Source organism: Plebeiibacterium sediminum (assembly GCF_026013605.1).
GTDB lineage: Bacteria > Bacteroidota > Bacteroidia > Bacteroidales > Marinilabiliaceae > Saccharicrinis > Saccharicrinis sediminus.
On sequence record NZ_JAPDPJ010000013.1, the window covers coordinates 38621 to 57531 of the forward strand.

Annotated in this window: 17 protein-coding genes; 12 read left to right on the forward strand and 5 right to left on the reverse strand. The window is 34.5% G+C overall.

What is annotated here, in order from left to right; translation table 11 throughout:
• Nucleotides 1-21 precede the first annotated feature (21 nt).
• Nucleotides 22-1152, reverse strand: coding sequence for a tRNA guanosine(34) transglycosylase Tgt (gene tgt / locus OM075_RS07770; RefSeq protein WP_301189925.1), 1131 nt, complete (start codon nucleotides 1150-1152; stop codon nucleotides 22-24).
• Between the two features lie 151 nt (nucleotides 1153-1303).
• Here tgt and OM075_RS07775 point away from each other — a divergent pair, with 151 nt between their 5' ends.
• From OM075_RS07775 to OM075_RS07805, 7 genes are all read left to right on the forward strand, one after another.
• On the forward strand, nucleotides 1304-2455 hold the full coding sequence (locus OM075_RS07775; protein ID WP_301189926.1) for a glycosyltransferase: 1152 nt from the start codon (nucleotides 1304-1306) through the stop codon (nucleotides 2453-2455).
• Nucleotides 2446-3057: an RNA polymerase sigma factor gene (locus tag OM075_RS07780; protein ID WP_301189927.1), complete on the forward strand. Its 612-nt coding sequence runs from the start codon at nucleotides 2446-2448 to the stop codon at nucleotides 3055-3057. The genes OM075_RS07775 and OM075_RS07780 overlap by 10 nt, the downstream gene beginning before the upstream one ends.
• Before the next feature lie 35 nt (nucleotides 3058-3092).
• Entirely contained in the window at nucleotides 3093-3713 is a 621-nt protein-coding gene (gene rsmG, locus OM075_RS07785; protein WP_301189928.1) for a 16S rRNA (guanine(527)-N(7))-methyltransferase RsmG, read from the forward strand.
• A gap of 141 nt (nucleotides 3714-3854) precedes the next feature.
• Nucleotides 3855-4013 (forward strand): 50S ribosomal protein L34, encoded by a 159-nt coding sequence (gene rpmH, locus OM075_RS07790; protein ID WP_044262814.1) that lies wholly within the window; start codon nucleotides 3855-3857, stop codon nucleotides 4011-4013.
• Nucleotides 4014-4145: 132 nt separating this feature from the next.
• Nucleotides 4146-4994, forward strand: coding sequence for a PASTA domain-containing protein (locus tag OM075_RS07795; RefSeq protein WP_301189929.1), 849 nt, complete (start codon nucleotides 4146-4148; stop codon nucleotides 4992-4994).
• A 12-nt stretch (nucleotides 4995-5006) separates the two neighbouring features.
• The gene (locus OM075_RS07800) at nucleotides 5007-6068 is read left to right on the forward strand and encodes an RluA family pseudouridine synthase (protein WP_301189930.1); all 1062 of its coding nucleotides are present in this window, start codon (nucleotides 5007-5009) and stop codon (nucleotides 6066-6068) included.
• Between the two features lie 11 nt (nucleotides 6069-6079).
• On the forward strand, nucleotides 6080-7066 hold the full coding sequence (locus tag OM075_RS07805; protein ID WP_301189931.1) for a D-alanine--D-alanine ligase: 987 nt from the start codon (nucleotides 6080-6082) through the stop codon (nucleotides 7064-7066).
• A gap of 234 nt (nucleotides 7067-7300) precedes the next feature.
• Here OM075_RS07805 and OM075_RS07810 read toward each other — a convergent pair whose 3' ends face one another.
• Together OM075_RS07810 and gcvP are read right to left on the reverse strand one after the other, a co-directional pair.
• On the reverse strand, nucleotides 7301-7864 hold the full coding sequence (locus OM075_RS07810; RefSeq protein ID WP_301189932.1) for an REP-associated tyrosine transposase: 564 nt from the start codon (nucleotides 7862-7864) through the stop codon (nucleotides 7301-7303).
• Between the two features lie 603 nt (nucleotides 7865-8467).
• Entirely contained in the window at nucleotides 8468-11344 is a 2877-nt protein-coding gene (gene gcvP / locus OM075_RS07815) for an aminomethyl-transferring glycine dehydrogenase (protein WP_301189933.1), read from the reverse strand.
• Between the two features lie 674 nt (nucleotides 11345-12018).
• Here gcvP and OM075_RS07820 point away from each other — a divergent pair.
• Nucleotides 12019-13209 (forward strand): M20 metallopeptidase family protein, encoded by a 1191-nt coding sequence (locus OM075_RS07820; protein WP_301189934.1) that lies wholly within the window; start codon nucleotides 12019-12021, stop codon nucleotides 13207-13209.
• A gap of 151 nt (nucleotides 13210-13360) precedes the next feature.
• The gene (gene fdxA, locus OM075_RS07825) at nucleotides 13361-13528 is read left to right on the forward strand and encodes a 4Fe-4S ferredoxin (RefSeq protein ID WP_301189935.1); all 168 of its coding nucleotides are present in this window, start codon (nucleotides 13361-13363) and stop codon (nucleotides 13526-13528) included.
• Nucleotides 13529-13607: 79 nt separating this feature from the next.
• On the opposite strand, the gene OM075_RS07830 is transcribed toward fdxA, so the two are convergent.
• Nucleotides 13608-14138 (reverse strand): 5-formyltetrahydrofolate cyclo-ligase, encoded by a 531-nt coding sequence (locus tag OM075_RS07830; protein ID WP_301189936.1) that lies wholly within the window; start codon nucleotides 14136-14138, stop codon nucleotides 13608-13610.
• 15 nt (nucleotides 14139-14153) lie between these two features.
• Nucleotides 14154-15164, reverse strand: a complete 1011-nt coding sequence (gene gldB / locus OM075_RS07835; protein WP_301189937.1) for a gliding motility lipoprotein GldB — start codon at nucleotides 15162-15164, stop codon at nucleotides 14154-14156.
• Nucleotides 15165-15289: 125 nt separating this feature from the next.
• Here gldB and OM075_RS07840 point away from each other — a divergent pair, with 125 nt between their 5' ends.
• The 3 genes from OM075_RS07840 to OM075_RS07850 all read left to right on the forward strand — a co-directional run bounded on the left by OM075_RS07840 (nucleotide 15290) and on the right by OM075_RS07850 (nucleotide 18876).
• Nucleotides 15290-16258 carry a bile acid:sodium symporter family protein gene (locus tag OM075_RS07840; protein ID WP_301189938.1) on the forward strand — a complete coding sequence of 323 codons (969 nt, stop codon included), beginning with the start codon at nucleotides 15290-15292 and terminating at the stop codon, nucleotides 16256-16258.
• A gap of 63 nt (nucleotides 16259-16321) precedes the next feature.
• Nucleotides 16322-16978, forward strand: a complete 657-nt coding sequence (locus tag OM075_RS07845; RefSeq protein ID WP_301189939.1) for a porin family protein — start codon at nucleotides 16322-16324, stop codon at nucleotides 16976-16978.
• A 248-nt stretch (nucleotides 16979-17226) separates the two neighbouring features.
• Entirely contained in the window at nucleotides 17227-18876 is a 1650-nt protein-coding gene (locus OM075_RS07850) for an NAD+ synthase (protein ID WP_301189940.1), read from the forward strand.
• The last annotated feature ends 35 nt before the right edge of the window (nucleotides 18877-18911 follow it).

Sequence of the window (18911 nt, forward strand, 5' to 3'; positions counted from 1 at the left end):
AAAAAGAGCATAAAAACAAACTTACAACCGAACAGTTAATTGTTTTACCATTTGATCTTTCCAAACGGCAAAATCTCCGGCAATAATATGTTTTCTGGCTTCTTTTACCAGCCATAAATAAAATGCCAGGTTATGCAAACTTCCAATTTGAGCTGCCAGCAATTCTTTTGAAACAAACAAATGTCGTAAATAAGCTTTGGTATAGTGATGATCTACAAATGAAGTGCCTTCTGGATCAATAGGCGAAAAGTCGTCTTTCCACTTTTCATTTTTCATATTCATAATACCTCTTGATGTAAAAAGCATTCCGTTTCTACCATTTCGTGTTGGCATTACGCAGTCAAACATATCCACACCCAAAGCAATGGATTCCAATATATTTACCGGAGTCCCCACTCCCATTAAATACCTTGGCTTATCCTCCGGTAAAATTCCGGTTACTACTTCTGTCATTTCGTACATTACTTCAGCTGGTTCACCAACTGATAAACCTCCAATAGCATTTCCTTCTCTACCAAACGAAGCAATATATTCAGCTGATTGTTTTCTTAAATCTCTAAAGCCGGCTCCCTGTACAATTGGAAAAAATGTTTGACTATGTCCATACTTTGGATCTGTTTGATCAAAATGAGTAATACCTCTTTTTAACCAGCGATGAGTTAGTTCCATCGAGTTTTTGGCATATTTATGATCTGCATCTCCCGGGGCACACTCATCAAAAGCCATTATAATATCGGCTCCGATAATACGTTGAATATCTACCACATTTTCTGGAGTAAACAAATGTTTTGAACCATCAATATGCGATCTAAAAACAGCACCTTCTTCTTTTAGCTTTCTGTTTCCACTTAATGAAAATACCTGGTAACCTCCACTATCTGTTAATAAAGGTCTGTCCCAGCCATTAAACTTATGCAAACCTCCTGCCTTTTCAATAATATCCAGTCCCGGACGTAAATACAAATGATATGTATTACCTAATATAATTTGTGCTTCAATATCTTCCTTAAGATCGTTAAAATGTACGCCTTTAACGCTACCAACAGTTCCTACAGGCATAAAAATGGGAGTTTCAATCTCTCCATGATCCGTAGTGATTTTACCGGCTCTCGCCCTTGATTTAGAATCTGTTACTTGTAATTTAAAATCCATTTTTTTATTCTTTTTGGGGATGCAAATATAAACAGTCTTTAATTAGCAATCACAAAAAATATTGTAACACACTTCGCTTTTTTAAAAAACAATAGTATTTTGCACTTGCGCAAAACACAACATTTATATAGAATTTACATAAATACATCAGGTGGATTTATCAAACTTCATACCAACTACAGGAGTATGGCTTTATATTATAATATCATTAGCCATCTTGTTACTAATACAGGTATTTTACTATTTATTTTTCTTTTTAAAGCTTAACACGCACATCAAAAAAAAGGAAGAAAAACCCCTTTCTGAATATCCGCCATTGTCGGTAATTATATGTGCAAAAAATGAATCTAAAAATTTAAAAAATAATTTACCTGAAATATTTAATCAGGATTATCCGGGAATTTTTGAAGTTATTGTTGTAAACGACGCTTCAGAAGATGATACAGAATTAATATTAGCCCGTTTTAAAGAAAACCATAAAGAACTTTATTATACTACTATACCTTACGATAAAAAATTCAGACATGGCAAAAAACTAGCCATGACCATTGGTATTAAAGCAGCCAAATACAATAATTTAGTTTTTACAGATGCTGATTGTGTACCTGCATCAAAAAATTGGTTAAAACATATGGCCGCAGGCTTTAACCAAGGCAAAGAAATTATTCTGGGATTTGGAGGATATACAAAACAAAAAGGTCTTTTAAATTACTGGATCAGGTTTGATACATTTACCATAGCTATTCAATATTTATCTTTTGCACTTAGAGGCGTTCCATATATGGGAGTGGGCCGAAACATGGCCTATACCAAAGCGCTATTTAATAAACTCCAGGGATTTAAAAAACATCAGCATATATTGTCTGGAGATGACGATCTGTTTATCAGAGATGCTGGAACAAAAGATAATATTGGTATTGTTACACATCCTGATTCGTTTACATTCTCCCAACCATCACAAACTTTTAAAGAATGGAGAAGACAAAAAAGCAGACATTTAACAACTTCACCCTATTACAAAAGAAAAATTAAATATATAATTGGAACAGAAGTCTTTTCGAGACAATTATTTTGGGGGCTCTCCATTGTTTCTATTTTTTTTCATACTTTTGTGGCAAGTATCTTGGCATTGATTTTTTTGAAAATAGTACTTCAACTATTGGTACTAAATGTTCTTTCGAAAAAATTTAATCAAAGAGATTTAACTTTTGGAGGTATTTTATTTGATTTTACATTACCTTTAATTACCGGTTTATTATTACTCGGCGGAAAAAGACAAGCAAAAAAAAATAAATGGACATAAATCCTAACTTATCCGATAAAGCAAGACACGATTACAGTCTGGTACAGCTGGCAGTAGAGGGAGATCAAAAAGCCTATGCTGAGCTAATGGGACGCTATCGCGACGCGATTTATTTTATGCTTTTAAAAATGGTTAATAATAAAAGTGATGCAGAAGATTTAACCATTGAAGCATTCGGTAAAGCCTTTAAAAACATTCATCAATATTCTCCTAATTATGCTTTTAGTACCTGGTTATTTAAAATAGCTTCGAACAATTGCATTGATTACCTTCGTAAAAAAAGAACCAATATTGTTTCTATCGATGGTACTCATCTTAGCGAGGAAAAAGAAAATGATCAACCTATCCACCTTAAAGACGAAACTCCAGATCCGGAAGAAGGTTTAATCAGACAACAAAAAGCCATACTTATGCGCACTGTTGTTAAAAAATTAAAACCAAGATATCGTACTTTAATTGAACTTAGATATTTCAACGAGTTTTCATATGAAGAAATTGCGCAGGAACTAGACCTTCCTTTAGGTACAGTAAAAGCACAACTATTCCGTGCCAGAGAATTATTATTTAACACGCTTAAAAACTCTGACGTTAAGCTTGACTAATCATTAAAATCAACAAAGAGGGACCGATACACAAGATGGGCTTGATCAAAAAATACTTTCCTGATTTATCAGAGGAAAAAATTCAACTATACCAGAAACTGGAAGAACTTTACCCGGAGTGGAATGAAAAAATCAATGTTATTTCCAGAAAAGATATTTCTGAACTTGGTATCAGACATATTATTCATTCTTTAGGCATTGCCAAATTCATTAACTTTACACCAGGAACGAAAATTATAGATGTGGGTACTGGTGGAGGATTCCCGGGTATTCCATTAGCCATTTACTTTCCTGAATGCCAATTCCATTTAGTGGATTCCATTGGAAAGAAAATAAAAGTAGTACAAACTATTGCGGAAGAGCTGGGTTTAAAAAATGTAACCGCTCAACAGGAACGCTCTGAAAAAATAAAATCTAAATATGATTTTGTAGTCAGCAGGGCAGTGACTGCTTTCCCCCGGTTTGTTTCTTTAACCCGACATTTAATAAGTGACAAAAATAACAATGCCATATCAAATGGTATCCTCTATTTAAAAGGTGGTGATTTTATGGAAGAAGTAAAACCCTTTAAAAACAGGGTTACCGTAACTCCTTTAACAGACTTTTTTGAAGAGGAATTCTTTGAAACAAAAAAGTTAATACATCTAACCTTTTAAAGATTCCATTTGTGCCCTAACACAAAAATTAAGAAATACTTAAATAAAAAGTATTTTTTTTTGGAAAAAGAGAATAAAGATGTATTTTTGCAGTCCGAAAAAAGAACATTAAAGAAAGTCGTAAGATAAAATAATACTAAGATGAAAAGGACATTTCAACCTTCGAACAGAAAAAGAAGAAACAAGCACGGATTTAGAGCTAGAATGGCTAGTGCAAATGGACGTAAGGTTTTAGCTTCAAGAAGAGCTAAAGGAAGAAAAAAACTAAGCGTTTCTAGTGAAAAAAGACACAAAGCATAAGTAATTGCTTAACTGAATATAAAAAAGGATTCTTTATGAATCCTTTTTTTTTGCCTTAAAATCAAGCCATTTCTAATTCAAGATTATAGTAATTATATTATTTTTGAGCTCATCTTGATAAAACACAACAATATGTCTGTTCTCAAATTTTTTATCAGCAAAAAGTTTTTTGCTCATATCGGTTTAGCATTTGCAGTATTAGCCATACTGCTTATTATTACTTTTACAGGAATAAGTATTTATACCAACCACGGTGAAAGTTTTGCCACACCTGATTTTTCAGGGTTAACCGAACAACAGTTTATTGATTTAATTCAACAAAAAAGTTTACGATATAAAATTATCGATTCAGTACATGTTGATGATTTAACTCCTGGAGTGGTGGTTGAACAAACTCCAAAACCGGGTAACTTCGTTAAAGAAAACAGAACTGTTTTCTTTACCATTAATGCATATACTGCAGAACAGGTTCCTATGCCTCAGCTTGCAGAAATATCTTTACGTAATGCTCAGGTTACTTTAGAATCTTATGGCTTACGTGTTGGACAATTAATTTATATCCCTTCAGAATACACACAGTTGGTTTTAGGTCAGCATTACAAAGGAAAACCTATTGAACCAGGTACCCTAATTGCCAAAGGATCTTCCATTGACCTTTTAGTGGGACAAGGTTTAAGCAATACAAAAACAGAGGTTCCGGATTTACAAGGCATGACACTTGAAGAAGCTCTGGCTCTTTGCCAAAGCAACTCCTTAAATATTGACGTAACCATTTATGATGATACAATTGCCACACAGGAGGATAGCTTAAGAGCTTTTATTTGGAAACAATTACCAGAAGCTAACATGGGTAAAAAACTTCGTTTAGGCTCATCTTTAGATATCTGGTTAACCATTGATTCTTTAAAAATACTTCCTGATACTTTAGTTACTGACAGTTTAAGTACTGATATTTTAACACCAGAACCAATACAAGAATAAGAAGCATAAGCAATGATTGAGGAGAACGACAAACAAGAAGAATTTGATGATATAGAAGAAGAGCAAAATGAAATGTTTGAGCATTATCGTTTTGTTACTGATCCGGGACAAAAACAAATCCGAATAGATAAGTTTTTAGTGAACCGGTTAGAAAATGCTTCACGTAGTAAAATTCAGGATGCTGCAGCTGCAGGAAACATTCGCGTTAATGATGTTTCTGTTAAACCAAACTACAAAGTAAAGCCTAACGATGTCATTTCAATTGTTATGGAATACCCAAGGCGTGAGCTTCAAATTATCCCTGAAGATATTCCTTTGGATATTCATTACGAAGATGATCATCTTTTGGTTGTGAATAAAAATCCGGGACTGGTAGTTCATCCCGGCCATGGTAACTACACAGGAACACTGGTTAATGCATTGGCATGGCATCTTAAAGATCTGCCTCTGTTTAATTCAGATGATCCTCGTCCTGGCTTAGTGCATAGAATTGATAAGGATACATCTGGTTTATTGGTGATTGCCAAAACAGAACAAGCTAAAAATCATTTAGCACGCCAATTCTTTGAAAAAACAACAGAAAGAAGTTATGTAGCTCTTGTTTGGGGAAATGTTGAAGAAGACGAAGGTACTGTAACCGGTCATATCGGTCGTAGCCTGAAAAACAGGATGCAAATGACGGTTTATCCTGAGGGCGAAATGGGTAAACACGCCGTAACGCACTATAAAGTGTTAGAAAGATTTGGCTATGTTACACTTGTTCAATGTATTTTAGAAACAGGACGAACACACCAAATCAGAGCACATATGAAATATATTGGCCATACTCTTTTTAATGATGAAAGATACGGTGGTCATGAAATTTTAAAAGGTACTACTTTTACAAAGTACAAACAGTTTGTTCAAAACTGCTTTAAGGTTTTACCTCGACAAGCTTTACATGCCAAATCATTAGGTTTTGTTCATCCTCATACAGGTGAAAAGATGAGTTTTAATACAGAAATTCCTGATGATATGATGCAATGTATTGAAAAGTGGAGGACATATGTATCAAACAGAGATATTGAAGAATAAAATATCAATCAATGGATAAGAAAAATATTGCAGTAGTTTACGGAGGCGATTCCTCTGAAATTGTTGTTTCACGAAAAAGTGCGCAAGGTGTACTTTCTTTTATTGACAGTTCAAAATATAACACCGTTGCAGTATTAATCACTCTCGAAAAATGGGTAGCCGAATCGGATGGTTGTGAATACCCAATTGACAAGAATGATTTTTCGTTTACTAAGAATGGTGAAAAGGTTTTGTTTAACTGCGCTTACATAACAATCCACGGAACTCCGGGTGAAGATGGAAGACTACAAGGGTATTTTGATATGTTGAAAATTCCTTATTCTACATGTGGCGTTTTAGCAGCATCATTAACCTTTAATAAATTTGCCTGCAATACTTATCTTAAAGGCTTTGGTGTTTCTGTTGCTGACTCGTTGTTGATTAGAAAAGGAACCGAATATGCGGGCGAAAATATTGCAGATAAATTAGGATTACCTTTATTTATTAAACCCAATGCCGGAGGTTCAAGTTTTGGTATTTCCAAAGCAAAAACCTTTGAGGAAATTGAACCTGCCATTCTTAAAGCATTTGAAGAAAGTAACGAGGTTATTATTGAATCGTTTATCAGCGGACATGAATTTACTTGTGGATTATATAAAACACCTGAAAAGGAATGTGTATTTCCTATTACAGAAGTAATTCCGGCCAATGAATTTTTCGATTTTGAAGCAAAATACAACGCCGAAAAAGCTCAGGAAATCACCCCTGCCCGTTTACCACAGGAAACTACCGATAGAATTCAAAAGATCACTTCTTTGATTTATGATATCTTAGGTTGTAAAGGAATTGCCCGTGTAGATTATATGTTGAGCGATAATAAAATATTTTTACTTGAAGTAAATACTACTCCAGGAATGACTCCAACAAGCTTTATTCCTCAACAAATCAAAGCTGCAGGTTTAGATATCAAAGAAGTATTTACAGATATTATTGAAGACTCTATTAACAGAGCCAACTAAAGCATAAAATATTAATTTCATTACTCAAAGCTGCATTTTTTTAAGTGCAGCTTTTTTTATTATTAATCTTTATTTCAAAGATACGGCTCAAAGCCGGATGTAATACAACACAGCATGACGCTAGGCCGAACTGTTCTTTACACTATAACATTTTTCGAAGCCAAAGTGCTGGTGCAACAATCGTTCAGCGAAGCGTCTCGCTTCGTTGCTTTACAATCGGCCTCTGGCCGGTATTTAAATTGTGTTCCAACTTCTATCAACGATAACAACATCCAAAACACTTGACTCTTCAGCATAATTCGTAGCGCTACTATAAATATAATCCTGAGGTTCCATAACAAGTCCAGCTCTCACTGGATTTTCATGTATATAATCAAGTTTTTGGTCGATAAATTTATCTGAATACAGTTGAACTGCATGATTTTCATGAGTAAAAACCTGATATTGACTATTTCTGTTATGCTTTTTTGCAGCCTTTTTAAACAGCATTAAAAGCCATTCTCTCCTACTCTCTACTCCATTCACTATTCTACCAAGCAAGCATTTACTTGTATAACTTTTAAAATCTCTGAGCACATTACTCAAATTATTTTCTTTTGCTTGTATAATTAAATGAATGTGATTACTCATAATGACATAAGCATTAATAACCAATCCTTTTTCTTTCTGACAGTATTTCAGATTATCAATTACTATATTTCTATAGTCAAGCCTACTAAACAAGTCAATCCAATTAACTATTTGTAGTGTTACAAAGTAAATTTCACCTTGCTCTCTTATTTGATAAGCTGTGCTCATAGTATAGTTTTTAATTGAATTAAGGTATTATTTTGGTTAATTATATGAATAGCTGCTATACATCTAATGTAGATTGAGGCCAGAGGCCTTTTTTAATACGACATAGCGAGACGCTATGCCGAACCATACCTTTAATATATCAATAATTAATTAGAAAAAGAAACTGCTAACAGTTATTTACCATTATGTTAGCAAAGACGCTATGCCGAGCTCCTGCGAATGGAATCTATTACTATTACTTAATCATGGTTATGTTCGCTATGCAGGGCATGATATCATATGACTGAATGTTCTGTCAACTTCTTTCGATAAATAATTCAACTGTTCATAACATTAACAATGTACTTGCTTTGGGTAGAATAGGTATAGGCAATGATACTAAGTCATATTTACGTCATATATTCAACATATAAAAGCCATACCAAACTCATTGTTTAATGAGTTTGGTATGGCTTTTATATAACTTTCATTTGACTTATATCTGTTTTATAATGCTACCAATCCCAAAGCTATCCCGACTACATCCCATAACAGACACCTTAATTAAAGGCATAAAAAAAATGCCGCTCTAAACTAGAACGGCATCTTTTCAAACCTCAATTTTTATTTATTAAGTAACTCGTATTCTTCAGGAGAACCACAAGTACACATTAAATTTCGATCACCAAAGGCATCATCTACACGAGCCACAGTAAGCCAAAATTTATTTTCTTTAATCCATTCCAATGGGAATGCAGCTTTTTCTCTTCCGTAAGGATGAGTCCACTCATCACAAACTACTTTGTAATCAGGGTGTGGCGCATTTTTTAATACATTATTAGTTTTATCTGCTTCACCTGATTCAACTTCTTTTATTTCTGCATATATAGATTTCATTACTTCCACAAAGCGATCCAACTCTTGTTTTGATTCACTTTCAGTAGGCTCAACCATTAAAGTTCCGTGTACAGGGAACGATAAAGTTGGAGCATGAAAACCATAATCCATCAATCGTTTTGCAATATCCAATTCTGTAATACCTGCACTTGTTTTAAAATGACGGCATTCTAAAATCATCTCATGAGCTACTCTGCCTTTTTCTCCGGTATACAACACACCATACTCTTCTTTTAAGTGATGTGCCAGATAGTTTGCATTTAAAATAGCTATTTCAGTAGATCTCTTTAATCCGTCACTACCCAACATTTTTATATAACCGTAGGTAATTGGCATTACACTGGCACTTCCCCAAGGTGCTGCTGCTACAGCAGAAATACCTCTTCGTCCGTTTTGAACAACAGGGTGAGTTGGTAAAAAGTCAACCAAGTGCTCAGCCACTCCAATTGGTCCAACACCAGGACCTCCACCACCGTGAGGGATAGCAAATGTTTTATGCAGGTTCAGGTGACATACATCAGCACCAATTAATCCCGGATTTGTTAAACCAACCTGAGCATTCATATTGGCACCATCCATGTAAACCTGACCACCATTATCATGGATAATCTTACAAATTTCAACAACCGAAGCTTCAAACACACCATGAGTGGATGGATAAGTAATCATCAAACATGATAGTGTATCCTTATATTTTTCAGCTTTGTCTTTTAAGTCAGCTACATCAATATTTCCTCGCTCATCACATTTAACAACCACTACATTCATACCTGCCATTACAGCACTTGCAGGGTTAGTTCCATGAGCAGAAGAAGGAATAATAGCCACATTACGTTGATCTTCGCCTCTGCTTTGATGATAAGCTCTGATTACCATTAATCCGGCATACTCACCTGCAGCACCTGAGTTAGGTTGTAAACTAACATCAGCAAATCCGGTAATTTCAGCTAAGTCTCTTTTTAATTCAGCAAAAAGTAAATGATAACCTGCAGCCTGATCCACCGGCACAAATGGGTGAATTCCACCAAACTCAATCCAGCTTAATGGTAACATTTCTGTTGCAGCATTTAATTTCATGGTACATGATCCCAACGAAATCATAGAATGTGTTAGTGAAATATCTCTACGCTCCAATTTCTTGATGTAACGAACCATCTCTGTTTCGGAACGATACAACTTAAATACTTCTTGCTGTAAATACTCTGATTTTCTTAAATAAGCCTCATCAATAGTACAAACTTCATCAATATCAAGAATTGTTGGCACATCGCTGCATGCTGCACGAGCAAATACTTCAACAATCCAGTTAACATCTTCTAAGTTGGTAGTTTCATCAATACTGATACCTACATCTCCATTTTCAAAATAACGGAAGTTCATCTCCAACTCAAGAGAATACTTTTCTATTAATTCAACAGATGCATGCTTAGCCATAGAAAAACGGATGGTATCAAAGTAGTTTTCATTCAACTGCTTGTATCCTAATTTTTCTATCTCTTGCGTTAATAAGGATGCAATATTATGTATTTGACCTGCTATTCTTCTGATACCTTCAGCACCATGATATACGGCATAAAAACTGGCCATAGTAGCTAAAAGAGCCTGTGCTGTACAAATATTTGATGTAGCTTTTTCTCTTTTAATATGTTGCTCACGGGTTTGCAAAGCCATTCTTAAAGCTCTGTTTCCATTGGCATCTTTAGTAATACCAATGATACGTCCTGGCATATTTCTTTTTCCCTCTTCTCGAGCGGCAAAATAAGCTGCATAAGGACCTCCATATCCCATTGGAACTCCAAAACGCTGTGTAGATCCAAAAACAATATCTGCTCCCCACTCACCTGGAGGAACCAACATAGATAAGCTTAATAAATCGGCACCTACCGAAATTTTACAACCTGCTTCGTGAGTTTTAGTAACCAACTCTTTATAATCCACTACATTTCCATCTGAGTTTGGATATTGAACCAACACTCCAAAATGTTTTTCAGATAGTTCACACGCTTTCCAATCACCAAATTGCAGTTCAATTCCAAGAGGGTTCGCTCTTGTTTCCAACACGGCTCTTGTTTGAGGCCATATTTTTTCATCCACAAACATGATATTTGCATTAGCTTTTACCATGGCTCTTGGACGCGAATTAAACATCATTACCATAGCTTCAGCTGCAGCTGTTGCTTCATCTAACAATGATGCATTGGCTATTTCCATTCCTGTTAACTCGCAAATTACAGTCTGAAAATTTAATAAAGCCTCTAATCTACCTTGTGAAATCTCGGCCTGATAAGGCGTATAAGAAGTATACCATACAGGATTCTCAAGAACATTTCTGTGAATTACAGCAGGAGTGATAGTATCGTAATACCCCATTCCTATATAAGTATTGTATACTTTATTTTTTGAGGCTATATCCAATATTTTTCTGAAATACTGTCGCTCTGTTAATCCTTTTGCCAAACGCAAAGGCTCCTTCAATCTGATACTTTCAGGAACTGTTTCATCAATCAATTGTTCCATTGATTCTACACCAATGGTTTTAAGCATCTCTTCAATCTCATAATCGCGAGGCCCAATATGCCTTGCAACAAACTTATCTGTAGCCATTATAAATTATTTATTTAAAAATATGAGAGTTACACTTTATTATAGCAACCCTGACACACCTTTTCAGGATGGCTTTAAAGGTAAGATAATAAGAATATTATAAAAATGACAGACACTTCTTTTCAAGATGATTTTTGTCATTATGAGAAGGGCGAATAATCGACGAAAAACATCTGTTGGTACAACTCCATTGCTCAGCGAAGCGTCTCGCTTCACTGCCTTACAATCGGCCTCTGGACGTTCTAATTTACTTGCAACAATAAACAAAATACATTAATGATCTTTGCAAAACCACATCCGGCTGGAAGCCCGGTATAAAACGACATTGCGAAACGCTATGCAGAACTGAGGCGATGCCCTATGCTATAATATATAAGTCCTTTCAGGCCTTTTTCTGTATTTTTACGAGTGAGTTATCTTCCTGCTTTTTTATTACTTTATATATAAGTTACAAGTATTATTAATCTTTATTCAACTACACTTGACTGGAAGCCGGGTAAAAACCAACATAGCGGCACACTTTGCCAAACTTAGCTAGCCTGACGCTCTGCTTAATTCAGTAACTACTTTACCAATACTACATACATGATAAATTTAAACTAAAATCCACTATACTATATTAATCAATGCTTCAGAGTAAAAAACTATCTTTGCAGCAAATTAAACAAGTAGATATGGATTTTAAGGATCAGATAAAAGAGTTAACTCATAAATACTTTGATGAAATTGTTGGTATAAGACGACATATTCATGAAAACCCGGAATTATCTTTTGAGGAATACAATACCTCAAAGTACATTTGCTCAAAATTAGATGAATATGGCATATCTTATAAATCAGGATATGTTAAGACCGGTATCATTGGAAAAATCGAAGGTAAAAATCCTGATAAAAAAATCATTGCACTTAGAGCTGATATGGATGCCTTACCAATCCATGAAAGCGAAGATCATTCAGTAAAATCATGCAATGCCGGAGTGATGCATGCCTGCGGACATGATGCACACTCTGCATCATTATTAGGAACAGCTAAAATACTTAGTGAACTAAAAGACCAATGGGAAGGAACCATATTACTTATTTTTCAGCCTGGAGAAGAAAAGTTTCCTGGCGGTGCCAAATTAATGATGGAAGAAGGTGCTCTTGATCATCCTAAACCTGAAATTATTATTGGACAACATGTACTGCCTGATATGGAAACCGGGCATGTTGGATTTAAAGAAGGTATGTACATGGCCTCAGGTGATGAAGTTTATTTAACGATTAAAGGTAAAGGCGGACACGCTGCGATGCCTCATACTTTAAATGATAACGTTTTAATTGCTGCCAATATCATTGTATCACTACAGCAAATTGTTGCCCGCATGGTTCCGGCCAATATTCCTACAGTGTTATCGTTTGGACGTGTTATTGCTGATGGAGCAACCAATATTATCCCTGAAAAAGTTGAAATAGCTGGTACTTTAAGAACCATGAATGAGGAATGGAGAGCTAAAATAAAAGCCTACATCAGAAAAATGGCCAGTGAAATTGCCCAAAGTATGGGAGCTACCTGTGAAATTAAAATCAATGATGGTTATCCTGTAGTAACAAACTCAGAGTACGTAACAGAATTGGCACATAAGTCGGCTTGTGAGTATTTGGGTCAGGAATATGTCCATAAAATGGATATTAGAATGACTGCTGAAGATTTTGGCTATTACACACAAGAGTATCCTTGTACTTTCTACCGATTTGGAGTTAAACAGATGAACAATAAGCCTACAGGTGGGTTACACACCCCTGGATTTGACTTAAATGAATCATCCTTAGAGACTTCTGTAGGATTAATGGCATATATAGCTTTAGATGTTTTAGCGCAATAAATAACTATAAATAAGACCAATAGAAGTTTTTTTATAACTTTTTATTTATTTAAAAACATTTCAAATAAAGCTAAAACAGATAATATTGTTTTTATATAAAAAAAAAGAAAATAATTTTGTTAGCTGTAATACTAATAAAAACAATAAAAAAATGGCTTACGTTATAAACGAAGATTGCATCGCATGTGGAACATGTATCGATGAGTGTCCAGTAGACGCTATTTCTGAAGGAGATATCTATAAAATTGACGCAGAAGCTTGTACTGACTGTGGTACTTGTGCTGATGTATGTCCTACAGAAGCAATTAAGCCTGCTTAATTGCAGATTGAAAATACACAAAAAGCCTGCTTAATCAGATTAAGCAGGCTTTTTTGTTATATCATATTTCTAACTGTGTTTATCCCCAAAATACCTGATCCATTTTTACATCATGTGGTTCTATCGGTACTTGATTCAACATCTGGCATTTATAGGCTACACCTACCTTTGTGGCATTAGCTAACAATGGTAATAGGCGATCGTAATATCCTCCTCCTCTTCCCATTCTGTAACCGTCAGTTGTAAAAGCTACTCCGGGAACGATTACTAAATCTATTTCATTATAATTAGAGATAGCACTACCATTAGGCTCCATAATACCAAAGGCCCCCTTTTCCATTGACGCTTCACCACAATAAGGAACAATTTCAACTTCATCTCCAACTACACGAGGCAGATAGATGCTCTTATTTTTACAATACTTATTTACAAAGTAGTGCGTATCCAACTCATCAAAAAGCGACCAATAACATAACAAATGTGTAGCATTTTGAAATATTGGAGACGCTTCAAGTGCTTTAAAAACCTCCATAGATGAAGCAATACGCTCTTCTTTTGACAGATTCTTTTTTCTTTTCTGAATAACTTTCCTCAATTCATTCTTATCCATCTCAATCATTTCCAGTTATGGTCGGTAATGTGATGCGGCTAATATTTTACGTCCATCCTCCTCAAACATTAAATCCTGCAGCGTAACATCATCGTTATTTTTCATATAGGCCTCAACAATTTTATAACCCAAAAACTCACCACCCCTGGGTGCTGAATTCTCGCCAAAATTCGCTGTAAAAGGAGCATCTCCAGTATATTTTTGTATTAACATACGATCGTTGCTGAACAGGTGCTTCCACTCCACTAATGAAGACCACATGTTCTCTTCATTATCCAAACACCATTTCATTTGATAGGCAGAATAATCAAACAACAAGGTATCCGCTATATCAGGAAACATATGCTTGACAAAATATTTGATCTTTCCAGTATAAACCATATGATTGATTACATCATCTTTTTGTCTGTCGTAATCATAATTTGTTAAAGCCATGGCACGTAGCACATCCGAAGCCATTTTTTCCTTAGTCATACCTTTTCGCAAATATTTTGCAATACCTAACCACTCATAAAATTCACAATCAGTACCTAAATATTTTTCGATGCTTACACCTACCCAGGCAGAATCAACAGCAATACTCTGGCTAAAACCAGATACCATTAAAAATATATCGGGTACATGAGCATTAGGAAAGTAATGTTTATAATGCTTAAATCCACCTTCCAACTCTTGTTTGAAACCATCAAATGACGGGAAGACTTCCTTTGACTTCTTAATAATATCCTGATTGGCATCGTAATTTACAAAACTCATTAATCGCTGGGGATAATCTACTCTTTCATACCCTCCTATTTTTATAATTTGCTTATTAAATGCCTCTAAAAATTGAGGATACTTTTGTCGTAATGGAGCTATAGAAGCTCTGACATCTAAAGAATCCAACTGATTCAACTCCTGATAAAATGGAATTACCTTAAAATCAACCTGCACATCAGACACATCCGGATGTAAAGATTTATTTACACATGAAGCCAGTCCTAAAACCAACAGTGATATAATTGAAATTTTATAAGAAATACGCATATGAACTACATTTTGAGAACAAACTTAAAAATAAAAAAGCATATTTTTGCTTCCTGAATAATCGATTACACACTTACGAATCTAACCTCACGCAAATTCGCATTGTTTTAAATATCAACATATATATGCTTAAAAAAATAGATCTTTTTATAGTTGCGTTGCTCAGTATGATTGGGCTCGCCTATTTTATACCAGGTATTGGAAGCGCTGATCCGGTCTTTAATCTTGAAAATATCTCAGGGGTAGGAATCTCATTAATCTTCTTTTTTTATGGATTAAAATTAAGTCCTCGCGATATGAAAAAAGGACTTAGTAATTACAAACTTCATATTTTGTCGCAGCTATCCACTTTTTTATTTTTCCCTGTACTGGTTCTTTTATTAAAACCATTTATACAAAACGAAGATCAGGAACTTATTTGGCTGGCAATATTTTTTATGGCTGCATTACCCTCTACCGTATCATCATCTGTAGTTATGGTATCCATAGCCAAAGGAAATATTCCCGGTGCTATATTTAATGCCAGCATTTCAGGATTGATAGGTATTATTATCACGCCTATGTGGATAGGTCTTTTTATGAGTTCTGGTGCTGCCGACTTTAATTTTTGGGAAAGCATTTTAAGCCTGGTGATTAAAATATTATTACCTGTAGCATTAGGATTATTTCTTAATCACAAATTTGGAGCTTACGCACGTAAATACAGTAAATACATTACCTTATTCGATAAAAGTATCATCCTGTCGATTGTATACAATAGTTTTAGCAAATCCTTTTCTGCTAACATTTTTGATTCAATTAACATGAGTTACTTAATCGTTACCGCCATTATTATAGCCTTCATATTCACTGCAATATATGGCATTATTTTTGGTATTTCAGGATGGTTAAATTTTTCAAGAGAAGACAGAATCACTGCAACTTTCTGTGGTTCAAAGAAATCATTAATCCATGGTACTGTAATGGCAAATGTACTCTTTAAAAATATGGCTTCACAAGGTATATTCATTGTTCCCATAATGATATACCATTCATTACAATTAATTGTAGTAAGTTTTATTGCTCAAAAATTAGGAAAACAAGCACAGCATTAAACACTTGAAGCGAACTACAATTTTATTTATGTTTGCAAAATCAAATTACTAAACACATATATGATGAGAAAAATAAGTTCTTTACTTATACTATTACTGATGATCACAGGTTCTGTTTTTGCTCAAACAGACAGAGAATCAGATCTAAGATTTGCATTTGTCCTGAGTCCACAAATCAGTTGGTTAAAATCAGACCATGGCTCAGTAGACAGCAACGGAAGTTTATTTGGATATAACTTTGGTGTTGAAATGGATAAGTTTTTTGCAAAAAACTATGCGATATCAACAGGTTTAACCATTAATACTACCGGGGGTAAATTAAGATATCAGGATGAAACATCCTTTAAGGTTGGAGGTGAAACACTAACCGAAACAAATAAAACCTTAGAATATCGCCTGAAATATCTGGAAGTTCCCTTTAGATTAAAACTTCAAACAAGTGATTTTCAGAGAAGTAGCTTTTATGGTGTTTTTGGTGTTACCACACAGTTTAATATCAAAACCAATGATGGTTCAGGTAATAACATTAATGACGAAGTAAGATTTATCAACTTTGGTTATCAGTTTGGCGGAGGAATGCAATATTCTATTGGAGGAGATGCCTATCTGAAATTTGGTTTAACTTATAACCAGGGATTAACAGATATTACCGAAAATGCAGATACGAATGATAAAACAACATTAAACAGGTTAGTATTTAACTTTGGTATTATATTTTAATCGAACAGAATATTTAGTATATAGGTCATTAGAAATGAATGACAGACAATATTTTGAGAGGGTTTCAGTAATTTGAAACCCTTTTTTATGTTTTAACCCGTAAATTCATAAAGCATTTCTGTTTGCATCTTCAATTCTTTGATGTTTCTTTGTACTTCCAAAATCATATAGACAGATGCATACGATAAGAATTTGAAATAAATCAAGCTCTGAATATCGTTTCCATCTCGTAATTAAAAGTCTCAAATATGAAAATAGCACTTGCTCAACTCAATTACCATGTTGGAAATTTTGAGTCCAACACGAATAAAATAATTGATGCAATAAATAAAGCACAAAATGATGGTTGTGATTTAATCGTATTCAGCGAATTGGCTGTTTGTGGATATCCTCCTCTTGATTTACTGGAAAGAGAAGAATTTATTGAGCAATGTTTATTTTATGTAGAAAAAATAGCAGCAGCTTGCAACAACATTATGGCTATTGTTGGTTGTCCAAGTATAAATCCGGAACCAAAAGGAAAGAAACTATTTAATTCTGCATTTGTATTGGCTGAGGGCAAAATAAATTCCGTACACCACAAAACATTATTGCCAAACTACGATGTTTTTGATGAGTACAGATATTTTCAACCCAACAGCGAATTCAATTTAGTTGAATATAAAGGCCAGAAACTGGCTATTACAATATGTGAGGACTTATGGGATGAACAGCCTGTATTTAACTCCTTTGCCAAAAGTAAGCTTTACAAAAAATCACCAATGAAGGAGTTAAAACAATTAAATCCGGATATGGTGATCAACATTGCAGCTTCTCCTTTTTCGTATAATCAAGGACAAATTCGTCAACAGATTATTTCACAAAAGGCAGCTAAGAATGAGATTCCATTCTTTTATGTAAATCAGATAGGCGCCAATACAGAACTTGTTTTTGATGGTAGTTCATTAGCGGTAAATAACCGTGGTGAAATCATTAAACAACTCCACTCTTTTAACGAAGATATTCAGTATTGCGAGTTGGATGAGATGACTTCTGATAAAGCCATTCAAACTAATCCTAAAGAAAAAATTGAGTTAATTCATGATGCTTTGGTATTAGGTGTTAAGGATTACTTTAACAAGATGGGCTTTAAAAAGGCTACTTTAGGTTTATCGGGAGGTATTGATTCTGCAGTAACTGTAGTTATTGCAGAAAGAGCCTTAGGAGCCGAAAATGTCAGGGTGTTATTACTTCCTTCAAAATATTCTTCTGACCACTCCATAAAAGATGCAGAAGATTTGGCAAATAATCTGGGGATTCAATATGATATTGTTCCTATTAAAGATATTGTAGAAGGATTTGATAATACATTAGCACCATTATTTAGTGGGTTAAATCCGGATGTTACTGAAGAAAATATTCAGGCTCGAATCAGAGGTACTTTATTAATGGCACTATCCAATAAATTTGGTCATATTCTTTTAAATACATCTAATAAGAGTGAAGCTGCTGTAGGCTATGGAACGCTTTATGGAGATATGAACGGTGGCTTATCTGTTTTAGGCGATGTATATAAAACAGATGTTTTTGATTTGGCCAGATTCATAAATAAAGAGCGGGAAATTATACCTATTAACACTATTGTAAAACCACCTTCAGCAGAATTACGCCCGGATCAAAAGGATAGTGATTCACTACCTGATTATGATGTTTTGGATCAAGTACTATTTAATTACATCGAGAAAAATGAACATCCTCAAAAAATCATTGAACAAGGTTTTGATAAAGAAGTAGTGTTAAAAGCAGTTCGTTTGGTAAATATAAACGAATATAAACGCTTTCAAACGGCACCTATCATCCGTGTTTCATCAAAAGCATTTGGTTTAGGACGAAGAATTCCTCTGGTTTCCAAGTTTTAAGAATTTATTTTACTTAAAATAAGATAAAAAAGTCT